This window comes from Thiogranum sp. (assembly GCF_058323355.1).
This window is the reverse complement of record NZ_JBTTIO010000005.1, coordinates 1-12,280: the sequence shown is the minus strand read 5'-3', so window position 1 is coordinate 12,280 and position 12,280 is coordinate 1. Positions and strand designations below refer to the sequence as shown.

At 57.8% G+C, this 12,280-nt stretch carries 13 protein-coding genes; 11 read left to right on the top strand and 2 right to left on the bottom strand.

Going from position 1 to position 12,280, the window contains the following annotated elements; translation table 11 throughout:
* Nucleotides 1–54 precede the first annotated feature (54 nt).
* Complete coding sequence (locus tag ACW81B_RS00970; protein ID WP_491578324.1) at nucleotides 55–393, top strand: P-II family nitrogen regulator; 339 nt, start codon at nucleotides 55–57, stop codon at nucleotides 391–393.
* A 57-nt stretch (nucleotides 394–450) separates the two neighbouring features.
* Here the strand turns inward: ACW81B_RS00970 and ACW81B_RS00965 are convergent, their stop codons facing one another.
* Nucleotides 451–1,209 (bottom strand): outer membrane protein assembly factor BamD, encoded by a 759-nt coding sequence (locus ACW81B_RS00965; RefSeq protein ID WP_491578323.1) that lies wholly within the window; start codon nucleotides 1,207–1,209, stop codon nucleotides 451–453.
* A gap of 73 nt (nucleotides 1,210–1,282) precedes the next feature.
* Here ACW81B_RS00965 and rluD point away from each other — a divergent pair, with 73 nt between their 5' ends.
* The 7 genes from rluD to ACW81B_RS00930 all read left to right on the top strand — a co-directional run bounded on the left by rluD (nucleotide 1,283) and on the right by ACW81B_RS00930 (nucleotide 8,495).
* Nucleotides 1,283–2,230: a 23S rRNA pseudouridine(1911/1915/1917) synthase RluD gene (rluD, locus tag ACW81B_RS00960; RefSeq protein ID WP_491578322.1), complete on the top strand. Its 948-nt coding sequence runs from the start codon at nucleotides 1,283–1,285 to the stop codon at nucleotides 2,228–2,230.
* A complete protein-coding gene (gene pgeF, locus ACW81B_RS00955) occupies nucleotides 2,227–2,988 on the top strand; it encodes a peptidoglycan editing factor PgeF (protein WP_491578321.1) in 762 nt (253 codons plus the stop codon). Before rluD ends, pgeF begins: the two co-directional genes overlap by 4 nt.
* 103 nt (nucleotides 2,989–3,091) lie before the next feature.
* Nucleotides 3,092–3,883: a ZIP family metal transporter gene (locus tag ACW81B_RS00950; RefSeq protein ID WP_491578320.1), complete on the top strand. Its 792-nt coding sequence runs from the start codon at nucleotides 3,092–3,094 to the stop codon at nucleotides 3,881–3,883.
* Nucleotides 3,884–3,974: 91 nt separating this feature from the next.
* The gene (locus ACW81B_RS00945) at nucleotides 3,975–4,496 is read left to right on the top strand and encodes a glycine cleavage system transcriptional repressor (RefSeq protein WP_491578319.1); all 522 of its coding nucleotides are present in this window, start codon (nucleotides 3,975–3,977) and stop codon (nucleotides 4,494–4,496) included.
* A 3-nt stretch (nucleotides 4,497–4,499) separates the two neighbouring features.
* Nucleotides 4,500–5,000 carry a peptide deformylase gene (gene def, locus ACW81B_RS00940; protein WP_491578318.1) on the top strand — a complete coding sequence of 167 codons (501 nt, stop codon included), beginning with the start codon at nucleotides 4,500–4,502 and terminating at the stop codon, nucleotides 4,998–5,000.
* A 92-nt stretch (nucleotides 5,001–5,092) separates the two neighbouring features.
* The gene (clpB, locus tag ACW81B_RS00935; RefSeq protein WP_491578317.1) at nucleotides 5,093–7,690 is read left to right on the top strand and encodes an ATP-dependent chaperone ClpB; all 2,598 of its coding nucleotides are present in this window, start codon (nucleotides 5,093–5,095) and stop codon (nucleotides 7,688–7,690) included.
* 220 nt (nucleotides 7,691–7,910) lie between these two features.
* The gene (locus ACW81B_RS00930; RefSeq protein WP_491578316.1) at nucleotides 7,911–8,495 is read left to right on the top strand and encodes an outer membrane beta-barrel protein; all 585 of its coding nucleotides are present in this window, start codon (nucleotides 7,911–7,913) and stop codon (nucleotides 8,493–8,495) included.
* Nucleotides 8,496–8,547: 52 nt separating this feature from the next.
* On the opposite strand, the gene ACW81B_RS00925 is transcribed toward ACW81B_RS00930, so the two are convergent.
* A complete protein-coding gene (locus tag ACW81B_RS00925) occupies nucleotides 8,548–9,423 on the bottom strand; it encodes an SDR family NAD(P)-dependent oxidoreductase (RefSeq protein ID WP_491578315.1) in 876 nt (291 codons plus the stop codon).
* Nucleotides 9,424–9,561: 138 nt separating this feature from the next.
* On the opposite strand from ACW81B_RS00925, the gene pomA reads away from it, so the two are divergent.
* The 3 genes from pomA to ACW81B_RS00910 all read left to right on the top strand — a co-directional run.
* Complete coding sequence (gene pomA / locus ACW81B_RS00920) at nucleotides 9,562–10,338, top strand: flagellar motor protein PomA (protein WP_491578314.1); 777 nt, start codon at nucleotides 9,562–9,564, stop codon at nucleotides 10,336–10,338.
* Between the two features lie 38 nt (nucleotides 10,339–10,376).
* Nucleotides 10,377–11,762 (top strand): flagellar motor protein MotB, encoded by a 1,386-nt coding sequence (locus tag ACW81B_RS00915; RefSeq protein ID WP_491578313.1) that lies wholly within the window; start codon nucleotides 10,377–10,379, stop codon nucleotides 11,760–11,762.
* Between the two features lie 13 nt (nucleotides 11,763–11,775).
* Nucleotides 11,776–12,280: PilZ domain-containing protein (locus ACW81B_RS00910; RefSeq protein ID WP_491578312.1), on the top strand; the 505-nt coding region annotated here is incomplete at its 3' end.

Below are 12,280 nucleotides of genomic sequence, written 5' to 3'. Positions count from 1 at the left end.
CGCTTTTAGTATGGTTGCCAGCCTGATCAGGTAAAAAACCAGGGGAACGACCCGATGAAAAAAGTCGAAGCCATTATCAAACCTTTCAAGCTCGACGATGTCCGTGAGGCGTTGTCAGAGATTGGCATCACCGGTATGACCGCGACCGAGGTCAAGGGTTTTGGCCGTCAGAAGGGGCATACCGAGCTCTACCGTGGCGCGGAGTATGTCGTCGATTTTCTGCCCAAGGTGAAACTTGAGGTGGTAGTGAAGGAAGAAGACCTGGAACGGTGTATGGAGGCCATTACCAATGCCGCGCGTACCGGCAAGATTGGCGATGGCAAGATTTTCGTAAGTTCCGTGGAACGGGTAGTACGTATCCGCACCGGTGAGACAGACGCCGACGCGATCTAGCCGCTTACTGTCCTCAACCGATACAGGCCTGCGCAGAATGTCCGGCGCAGGCCTTTTTTATGGTGTGGTTTTTCCGGCAACGGGAACAGGCGGAGTATTCCGGTCCAGTACGCGTTGTGCGTCATTGGCCAGGTCGTTCATGCCCATGCGGGTGTAGGCCACTACCAGTACCTGCAATGCTTCGCGCGCTGCCTGGGTGCGCTGGTAGTTCTCGATGACGTAGCGTGCCCGATTGGCCGCGGCGACCCAGGCCTCGCGGCGCATGTAGTAACGGGCCACCCTGATTTCATATTGTGCCAGCTGGTTATGCAGGAAGATCAGCCGTTTCTTGCTGTCTTCCGCGTAGATGCTGTCAGGGAACTTTTGCACCAGGGTGGTGAAGTCACTGAATGCATCACGCAGTGCACGCGTGTCGCGTTCCGACGGCTCGCGCCGGGCGAGGCGGTCGACAATGCTCATGCCGCGCGTGTAGTTGGCCAGTCCTTTCAGGTAGTAGGCGTAGTCCAGGTGTTTGTTGCCCGGATTGTTGCGGATAAACCGGTCGGCGGCGGCAATGGCGGAGTCGGGTTCATCAAACTTGTAATAGGCATAGGCGATTTCCAGCTGTGCCTGCTGGGCGTACTTGCCGAACGGGTAGCGGGCCTCCAGTTTCTCAAAGGTGTTGATGGCGGTTTCAAAATCTGACGAGGCCAGTGCGGCCTTGGCCTGTTTATAGAGTTCATTGGCCGAGAGGTTTCCCAACTCGTCCTCGGCGGTTGTTGCGCAGCCGAGGGTGAATAAAGTCGCAAGAAGCGGTATAAGGCGTAACCAGTGCATCTGCCATTTTTTCCGGTTTTGAAAATCGAACCTAATTGTAAGGCCGCAACACGGCTGTTGGCCACCTGATTCCATGTCTGAAACCATTTATCTCAACGATACCATCCCTGCGCAGGCTGCCGGGCGGCGTCTCGACCAGGTGCTGGCCGAGCTTTTTTCGCAATATTCCCGCAGCCGGCTCCAGCAATGGACGAAGCAGGGGCACGTTTTAGTGGACGGAAAACCGGCCACGGTCCGGCAGCGGGTGATGGGCGGTGAAGCTGTCGAGATTCGTGCCGAACTGCAGGAAGAGGGGCTTGTCGAGCCTGAGAATATTACACTCGATGTCGTCTACCAGGATGCCCAGCTGCTGGTCATCAACAAGCCGGCGGGGCTGGTGGTGCACCCGGCAGCCGGTAACCGGGCAGGCACCTTGCAGAACGCCTTGCTTTATTTTGACCCGGCACTGGCAAGTGTGCCGCGGGCGGGCATTGTGCACCGCCTCGACAAGGACACCAGCGGTCTGATGGTCGTCGCCCGGACGCTGGAAGCCCACACCTCGCTGGTGGGGCAGTTACAGGACCGCAGTGTCAGCCGCGAGTATCTCGCGCTGGTACACACGGTGCTTACCGCCGGTGGTACAGTCGATGCGCCCATTGGACGGCACCCGAAGGATCGTCTGCGCATGGCCGTCATTGAATCGGGCAAGCCGGCGATCAGTCATTACCGGGTGCTGGAGCGTTTCGCAGCACACACACTGGTGCAGGTGCGGCTGGAGACCGGGCGTACCCACCAGATCCGCGTGCATATGGCGTATATACATTGCCCGCTGGTCGGTGACCCGGTGTATGGCGGAAGGTTGCGTATCCCGCGCGGGGCGTCGGAACGCCTGCGCGAAGCCTTGCAGGGATTCCGGCGCCAGGCCCTGCATGCCCGGCGGCTGGCATTTGTGCACCCGCAAAGCGGGGAGACAGTCCGCTGGGAAGTGGATCCCCCCGGGGATTTTGTCGCTTTGCTCGATGTGGTGAGGTCCGGGCCATGATCCGCCCGGACTGGCCGGCGCCCGACAATGTGCAGGCGCTGACGACCACGCGTCAGGGCGGCGTCAGTCGTGGCCACTGGGCGAGCCTGAACCTGGCTGATCATGTCGGCGATGATCCACTCGCCGTGCAGCAAAACCGGCGCTCTCTGCGCCAGCAGCTGGACCTCCCGGCGGAACCCGTCTGGCTGAAGCAGGTGCATGGGGATGGCGTGGCAGAGACAGCCTGTGCTGTGGCTGGATCAAACGAGGAAAGTGCCGCGTTACCGCGGGTCGAACCGCCCCGGGCAGATGCCAGCGTGGCACGGGCGGCGGGACAGGTCAGTGCCGTGCTCACGGCGGATTGTTTGCCTGCATTGTTCTGCGACCGTTCCGGTTGCTGCGTGGCGGCAGCACATGCAGGCTGGCGGGGACTGGCAGGGGGTGTGCTGGAGCGCACGGTGCAGGCGATGAGTGTCGAGCCGGGAGAGCTTCTGGTCTGGCTGGGGCCGGCGATCGGTGCGCAGGCATTCGAAGTCGGCGATGAGGTACGCAGCGCCTTTACGGCACAGCACGCGCAGACCACGGATGCGTTTACCCCCCGTTCCCCTGGCCACTGGTTGGCCGATCTGTATCTGCTGGCGCGTATTCGTCTGGCGGAGGCAGGGGTACATGCGGTGTATGGCGGTGACCATTGCACCTTTACCGAGGCAAATGATTTCTATTCCCACCGGCGTGATGCTGTTACCGGGCGCATGGCTTCCCTGATCTGGCTGCGGTGACACTGCGTTTCGGCATTTGCGCGTTAAGGTATACTGCGCGACTGCACGGGGGGCGCTGCATGCGAACACCCGTCTTTTTTAACCTTTCTGGTCGGACCACTCTATGACCTTGTTGCAATGGATACTGGTGTTTACCCTGCTGGGCGGTGCGCTCAGTGTGCTGGCGGCGGCGCTTTTCCTGATGCTGCCAGAGAAAACGCGCAGCCGTTTGTTGCCGCATACGGTCAGTTTTGCCATTGGCGCGCTGTTGGGCGCCGCATTGCTTGGGCTGTTGCCCCATGCACTGGAAAGTGTTCAGGACGGTAATTTTCATGGCATAACCACAGCGGTTCTGCTTGGATTGTTCGGTTTCTTTGTGCTGGAGAAACTGGTGCTGTGGCGCCACTGTCACCATGAGGGTTGTGAGGTCCATCAGCCGGATTCGCAGGCCCACGAGGCGCACCATCCCGCTGCCGGTACGTTGATTCTGATTGGTGACGGCCTGCACAATTTTATCGACGGTGTTTTGATCGGGGCAGCTTTCCTGACCGATATCCACCTGGGTGTCGTGACAGCACTGGCCGTGGCAGCGCATGAGATTCCCCAGGAAGTGGGGGATTTCGCCGTGCTGCTGCACAGCGGTTTCAGCACCACGCGCGCATTTACGTTTAACCTGCTGTCCAGTCTGACTACCATCGTGGGTGGTGTGCTGGCGTACTACAGCCTGGGTGAATTGCAGCCAGTGTTGCCATACGTGCTGGCTGTTGCGGCGTCGAGTTTCATCTATGTGGCCGTTGCCGACCTGATTCCCGGTTTACACAAGCGTGCCGAATTCAGTGCCACCCTCAAGCAGATGCTGCTGATCGGGGCGGGTGTCGGAGTCATCTACCTGACCCATTCAACATTGCACAACTGACCAGGCGCTGAATACCATGTCATGGTTTTACTTGCCCATTGACCAGCGGACTGACTATAGTCAGGTCTGTTTCCGGTAAAGGGTGGTTTTGATGGCGAACTGGTACATGTTGACGCTGGTGGGCAAGGACCAGCCGGGCATTGTTGCGCAAGTCACCTCTGCACTGTTCGAGGCGGGGTGTAACCTGGGCGAGACTTCAATGATTCGCCTTGGAGAGAACTTTACCGTGATGATGCTGGTGCAAAGCCGTGATGGCGAAACACCGCTGCGCGAGTCGCTGGCCGCTGTTGTGAAAGACCTGTCTCTGGTGCTGCACGTCGACCCGGTCCAGGCCGGCCTGCACCAGCGGCCGGTTCCTGATGTGCGTATTCTGGTACACGGTGCCGACCGCGCCGGCATTGTGTCGCAGGTGACTTCGCGCGCGGCGGAAGCCGGGCTGAATATTCTCGACCTCGAGTCCGATGTTGGCGGCAGCGAGGCCGAGCCGATCTATATCCTGCAGATCGAGGGCGTGGCGGCACAGGGTGTCGAGGCCATCCACAAGGCCCTGGCATCCTTGCAGGCAGATGGCATCAAGGTTGATGTCCAGCCCATTGAAACCCTGATCGGCTGAAACGTGTCTGTTCTCGATATTCTGGTCTATCCTGACGAACGTTTGCGCCAGCTTTCAGAGCCGGTGAAGGCATTCGATGGCGCCCTGCAGGAAAAGATGGACTCACTGGAAGAAACCCGGCTGGCCGGTCCGGGTGCGGTGGGGATTGCAGCCCCGCAGACCGGCTGGTTCGAGCGTGTGTTGATCGTCGATGTATCCGGGCGCAAAAAAACTGCCAGCCATGGCCACCTGATCCTGGTGAACCCGGAGATTACCGAGTGGGAGGGGTATGCCATGGGGCGCGAGGGCTGCCTGTCGGTCCCCGATTACACCGGTAATGTGCTGAGGGCAGAAAAAATTCACCTGGAAGCCCTTGATCGTCATGGAAATCCGCTATCCTTTGATATGGAGGGCTTCGAGGCGCGCGCCATCCAGCACGAACTGGATCATCTGGACGGCCTGCTGTTCCTCGACCGACTGGTTAGTCGCCGACAGGATCTGTTTCAGCGCAAAAACTACAAGTAAGTACGCCGCAGTGGCCGCTGATTGCTTGAAAACCGGTTTCCGCTCCCCCATATGCTGTTCCATCAAAGATTTCTAACGGGAGAACCCTGATCATGCGGATGGACAAACTGACTTCCAAATTCCAGATGGCGCTTTCCGATGCGCAAAGCCTTGCCGTCGGCCGCGACCACAACTACATCGAGCCGGTACACGTCATGGTGGCGTTGCTGGACCAGGAAGGCGGCAGCGTCCGTCACCTGCTGACCCAGGCTGGGGTTAACGCCAACTTACTGCGCTCGCACCTTGGCGAATGGCTGGATCGTCTGCCCACGGTAGAGGGTAATGAGGGTGATGTTCACATTTCCAATGACCTGACACGCCTGCTGAATCTCACCGACAAGCTGGCGCAAAAGCGCAACGACCAGTACATCTCTTCCGAATTGTTTGTGCTTGCTGCGGTCGAGGACAAGGGTGAGCTGGGGGAACTGCTGCGCAAGGCAGGCGCCAGCAAGAGCCTGATCGAAAAGGCGATTGAAAATGTCCGCGGTGGTCAGAAGATCGATGACCCGAACGCCGAGGATCAGCGTCAGGCGCTGGAAAAATATACCATCGACCTGACCGAGCGCGCCGAGCAGGGCAAGCTCGACCCGGTTATCGGCCGCGATGATGAAATTCGCCGCACCGTCCAGGTGTTGCAGCGCCGTACCAAGAACAACCCGGTGCTGATCGGTGAGCCCGGCGTCGGCAAGACCGCCATTGTTGAAGGGCTGGCACAGCGTATTGTCAACGGCGAAGTGCCGGAAGGCCTGAAAAGCAAGCGTCTGTTGAGTCTGGATATGGGGTCGCTGATTGCAGGCGCCAAGTTCCGCGGTGAGTTCGAGGAACGTCTGAAAGCTGTTCTTAATGACCTCGCCAAGCAGGAAGGCCAGATAATTCTGTTCATTGACGAGTTGCACACCATGGTCGGAGCCGGCAAGGCCGAGGGCGCCATGGATGCCGGTAATATGCTCAAGCCGGCGCTGGCGCGCGGAGAACTGCACTGTGTGGGTGCCACCACGCTGGATGAATATCGCCAGTACATCGAAAAAGATGCCGCGCTGGAACGTCGTTTCCAGAAAGTACTGGTCGATGAGCCGAGCGTGGAGGATACCATTGCGATCCTGCGTGGCCTGAAAGAACGCTACGAAGTGCATCATGGCGTCGACATCACTGACCCGGCCATTGTTGCCGCGGCAACCCTGTCGCACCGTTACATTACCGATCGTCAGTTGCCCGACAAGGCCATTGATCTGGTTGATGAGGCGGCATCGCGCATTCGCATGGAAATCGATTCCAAGCCTGAGTCGCTGGACAAGCTGGAGCGGCGCCTGATTCAGCTCAAGATCGAACGTGAGGCCCTGCAGAAGGAAAGCGACGAAGCATCGGTAAAACGGCTCGCCAATCTGCAGGAGGAAATCGACAAGCTGGAACGCGAGTATTCAGACCTGGAAGAGATCTGGAAGGCGGAGAAAGCCGCCGTGCAGGGGACTTCACACATCAAGGAAGCGCTGGAACGTGCGCGCATGGAACTGGAAACGGCACAGCGTGCCGGTGACCTGGCGCGCGCCGGTGAATTGCAGTATGGCCGTATTCCCGAGCTGGAGAAACAGCTGGATATGGCAGCCCAGGCGGAAATGCAGGAAATGACCCTGCTGCGCAACAAGGTCACCGAAGAAGAGATTGCCGAGGTGGTGTCAAAGTGGACCGGTATCCCGGTTTCCAAGATGCTGGAAGGCGAGCGCGACAAGCTGTTGCGCATGGAAGAGGAGCTGAACAAGCGCGTGGTGGGACAGGCCGAAGCCGTGAAAGCGGTTTCGGATGCCATCCGTCGTTCACGCGCCGGATTGTCCGACCCCAACCGGCCGAATGGTTCGTTCCTGTTTCTCGGTCCGACCGGTGTCGGCAAGACCGAGCTGACCAAGGCGTTGGCCGGGTTCCTGTTTGATACCGAGGAAGCTATGGTACGTATCGATATGTCCGAGTTCATGGAGAAACACTCCGTGGCACGGCTGATCGGTGCGCCGCCCGGCTATGTTGGCTACGAGGAAGGCGGTTACCTGACCGAGGCGGTACGTCGTAAGCCCTACTCCGTGATTCTCATGGACGAAGTGGAAAAAGCGCACCCGGATGTCTTCAACGTGCTGTTGCAGGTGCTCGATGACGGTCGTCTGACCGATGGCCAGGGACGTACTGTTGACTTCCGTAACACGGTTATCGTGATGACGTCGAACCTCGGCAGCCAGCAGATCCAGGATCTGGCCGGTGAGGAGAACTACGATCGCATGAAGGCAGCCGTGATGGACGTGGTGGCGGGGCACTTCCGGCCCGAGTTCATCAACCGCATCGACGATGTGGTGGTCTTCCATCCGCTGGGACGGGAGCAGATCCGCGCCATCACGACCATCCAGATCGAGTACCTGCGTCAGCGGCTTGCCGAGCGTGACCTCGGGCTGGAGCTGTCACAGGCAGCGCTCGACAAGCTCGGCGAGGCAGGTTTCGATCCGGTCTATGGCGCCCGGCCGCTCAAGCGGGCCATCCAGCAGCAGCTGGAGAACCCGCTGGCCCAGCAGCTCCTGGCGGGTCGTTTCCACCCCGGCGAGGTCATCCGGGTGGATGTAGAAGACGATGCGCTTGTATTCAATAAGGGCGAGACCCAGGCCAGCGCCGCCTGATTCGGGCGCTTTTCGTTGAGTAACCCCGTCTGGAAACAGGCGGGGGTTTCTTTTGTTTCCAGTTAATATTATAAAATACAGGTAGTTGTGCAGGGTTGTGGCGGTTCTGTGGTGATCCTGGTGATGGATATTCCTGCTTGAAGGAAAACCACTGAATCCGTAGTATGGCCCGGTCTTTGGCGCACGCCAGAACATAAAAAAACAGCATGGAGGAGGAATTATGAAATTACACAAAACCCTGGCGACTGTGCTTGCCGGCTCACTGGTACTCGCCCTGTCGCCGGCTGTCGTGGTGGCAAAAGGTTTCAGTTACAGTTATGCGGATGTCGGTTACCAGAAAACCGATGGCGATGGCATCGACTTTGACAGTGGGGTGGTTGACGCATCATTTGGTATATTTGATATGTTCGCCTTGCGCGCGGGTTTTCGGCGCGGCAACACCAGCGATATCCCGGGAGACAACCTGGACCTGACCGAATTTCGTGTCGGTGGCCGGGGGCACTACACGCTGATCAAGAAAAAGCTTGATGTATTCGGCGATGTGCAGGCGTTTAACGCCAAGTACAACAGCAATCAGAGCACCTTCAATGATGCGGGTGCTATTTACGAGGCTGGTGTGCGGTTCCAGGCGGCAAAGAAGCTTGAGGTCGATGCCAGCTATCGGTATGTGTCGGGTGACGTGGATGATGACTTTGGTACCGTGGGTGCCGTGTTCAAGTTCACCAAGCGATTCTCGGCAACAGCAAATGCCATATTCGGCAGTGAAGTCGATGAATATTTTGCCGGTGTTCGCCTGAACTTCTGACTGGTACCGTTCCGGAAATGCTGCCCGTCAGCCCTGCGGCTGACGGGTTTTTTTATGTCTGCTGTTTTTCATCCTGCTCATCCCGGGAAATTTTCAGCATGACCCTGTCCAGCCCCTGTGTTGTCAGCAAGCGCTTCAGTGTGCCAAACAGATAAGTGGGGAAGGTGACGTAGTAGCGGCCCCTGGGGCTGGGGTGTTCAAGCGCCTTGATCAGTTTTTCCACCACGGCTTCCGGTGGCAGCGTAAAAGGTACGGCCTGGCCTTTCCGCTTCAGGCGTCGTTCGGTGGACAGGTAAGCCTCACGGTGCACGCTGTGCTGCACATCGATATTGCGTTTGTAGGCGGCAAAAGCATTTTCACGGAAGCGGCTGGTGATGGGGCCGGGTTCAATCAGTACGGCGAAGATACCGCTACCGGCCAGTTCCAGGCGCAGCGTGTCATACAGGCCTTCCAGGGCGTATTTGCTGGCATTGTAGGCACCCCGGTAGGCCAGTGACACAAACCCCAGTACCGAGCTGTTCTGGATAATGCGGCCTTCTCCCGCCTCGCGCATCCACGGCAGGACACGATTGGTCAGTTCAAGGGTGCCAAACACGTTGGTTTCGAACTGGGCGCGCAAGGTATCTCTCGACAGATCCTCGACGGCGCCGGGTTGTCCGAATCCCGCATTATTGAACAGGGCGTACAGGCGGCGCCCGGTTCGGGCCGCGATTTCCTCGATAGCGGCATCGATGGATGCCGTATCATCCAGATCGAGCTGAATGCAATCCAGTCCTTCCTTGTTCAAGCGCATGACATCGTTCATGTTTCTGGCGCTGGCAATGACGCGATAACCGCGCTTGTGCAATTGATGGGCGGCACAGTAGCCAATGCCGCTGGAGCAGCCGGTAACAAGCACTGTGCGTTCTCTGACGGGGGGTTCAGTCATGTGTAACTCATTCAGATAGCAAACTATTCCGGTTTGTACGGGATTTCCTGTCTGACGACCTGTGCATTCAAGAAACCCCCGCTTACGGCGATATATCCGGTATGAATTTCTAGCCTACCGTTAATGGAGTAACAATTCATGGATCTCGCCACCCTTATTGGACTGCTTGGCGCCACCGGTATCATCGTTACGGCGATGTTTCTTGGTGGGAGCGTTCTGCTTTTTATTAATATCCCCTCGCTGTTGATCGTGTTGGTTGGCACTATGTTCGCGGTTCTCATCAAGTTCCCGATCGGTCATTTTTTTGGCGCTTTCAAGATTGCCATGAAAGCCTTTTTCGCCAGGACGGATGATCCCAGCAGCCTGATCGAGGAAGGCGTCGAACTGGCCAATATCGCCCGCAAGGAGGGTGTGCTGGGGCTGGAAGGCCAGGATATCCAGAACGAGTTTCTGAAGCGGGGTATCCAGCTGTGTGTGGACGGTCACGAACCGGAGTTCGTACGTGCCATGTTGAGCAAGGACATCAACCTGACCATCGAGCGTCACGAGCGAGGTCAGGCCATCTTCAAGGCCATGGGTGACGTGGCCCCTGCGATGGGCATGATCGGCACCCTGATCGGCCTGGTGCAGATGCTGTCGGCCATGGATGATCCCAAGTCTATCGGACCGGCTATGGCGGTTGCGCTACTGACGACGTTGTATGGTGCAATCGTCGCGACAGTGTTTGCCCTGCCGATTGCCGACAAGCTGGCGCTGCGCAGTCAGGACGAGCGGCTGAACAAGGCGCTTATCCTGGAAACGATCAGCTCGATACAGGAAGGGCTCAATCCCCGGGTGATGGAAGAGTTGCTTAAAACCTACCTCCCGGAGAACAAGCGTGAAGGTGTTGGTGAAGCCAGCGCCGATGCGGCCTGACGGATTTCAGGTTCTGAGATCAACAGGGACAGTTGAGCATGTCTGACGAAGCCCCCGCAAAAAAGGCCGAAGAGGGTCTGCCCGCCTGGGTCATGACGTTTGCGGACCTCATGTCACTGTTGATGTGCTTCTTTGTGCTGTTGCTGTCTTTCTCCGAAATGGACGTTTCCAAGTACAAGGAAATGGCCGGCTCCCTGAAGAATGCTTTCGGTGTACAACGCGACATCAAGGTCAGGGAACCGCCCAAGGGCATTAACGTCATAGCCCGCGAATTCAGCCCCGGCCGGCCGGAACCTACCATCATGAATGTCGTCCGCCAGATGACGACGGCGGACCTGCGCGTGAATCTCGATCTGGGCAAGGAACGCCGGCGTCCTGTGCCGACCCCGAAGAGTGAGCACGTTCCTGACAAGACACAGAATTTCAAGCCACATGAGAAAGCCGGCAAGCAGCTTTCACAGGCAGAAGGTTTGACCGAAGCGCAGAAGAAGGAGCTGTCGAAGGCCAAGGCACTTGCTGAAGTACGACTCAAGGAAAAACTGAAACTGGAAGCGCAACTGGCCGGTATGCAGAAGCAGCCAGCAGACAAGGCCCTGGTTGACAACAAGACACTGGCCGAGCTTCTCAGGGCTAAAGCCGAAGCAGAGCGCCGCAAGAAACTTGAACACAGTGCCAGACTGATCAGTAATGCGCTCGGTCGCGAGATCAAGGCAGGCAGTGTGGATGTTGAAACGGAAGGCAAGAAAATCATTATCCGCGTGCGTGAAAAAGCTTCCTTTGGTTCCGGTCATGCGGATCTGAAGGGTTCATTCCGGCCGATACTTGGCAAGGTGGCGGAAATCCTCAAGGGCTCGGAAGGCAAGATTATCGTTGCCGGTCATACAGACAATATTCCGATCTATACCGAACGCTTCCGTTCCAACTGGGAGCTGTCGTCTGCACGTGCCGTCTCCGTGGCGCATGAAATGATGCTGGCCACGGATATACCGTCCAACCGTTTCCTGATCCAGGGTTTTGCCGACACCCAGCCGATGGTGCCAAACGATACGCCTGCCAACCGGGCGAAGAACCGTCGTGTGGAGATTATTCTTCAGCAGGGTGAAGATGAGGACGGAAAAAGCCTTGCGGTCGATGACAAGAAGGCTGCCTTGCCATCCACCCCTGTTACACCGCAAACTAAAACAGGCCGTAAGTCGGCAGGCAAGCCGGCTTCTGCCGCAAAGACCACGAAACCTGCTGCGGCTGCTGGCGTGAAACGTGTGCCCGGTCGTGCGCCAAAGCCGGCCAGGGCGGCAGCTGGAAAGCCGGTGGCAGTAAAAGGTATCCGCGCGGGCGGGACGAAAAAACCCGCGCCGGAGAAGGGTAGTAAAAAACCATCGAAACCACCATCCGGTCTGGGTATAAAGCTGGGTGGGAGCAAGTAGTCCAGGAATTGCCATGACGAATGAACGCAGGGAGTTTTTCCGGATCGACGACGAGATCGCACTCGATTATCGTCTGATTGACAGTGGTGAAGTCGACCACTTACTGGAGAAGATTCAGTCACAACTGGTCGACCGGTTTACAGCGGCATCCAGTTTTACCGCCACGACCCGGCAGATGGCGAACCTGATCCACAAGATACAGACGCAGTCACCGGAACTGGCGCGTTGTCTGCAAGCCATCGATCAGAAGCTCAATATGATTGCCCAGCTGTTCGTTTCCGAGGAGATCAAGGAAAAACAACAGGACACCCGTGAAGTGAACCTGAGTGCGGGTGGTGTGGCCTTTCGTGCGCAACATGAACTTCCGGTCGGCAGTCTGCTGGAATTGCGCATGGTATTGTTCCCGTCACTGGTCGGCATCCTGACCATCAGCCGGGTGATCCATTGTGAGCGTGTGAATGACGGTAACCCGCAGTATCCCTGGCAGGTGGCGGTTGAATACGAACACCTCAGGGAAA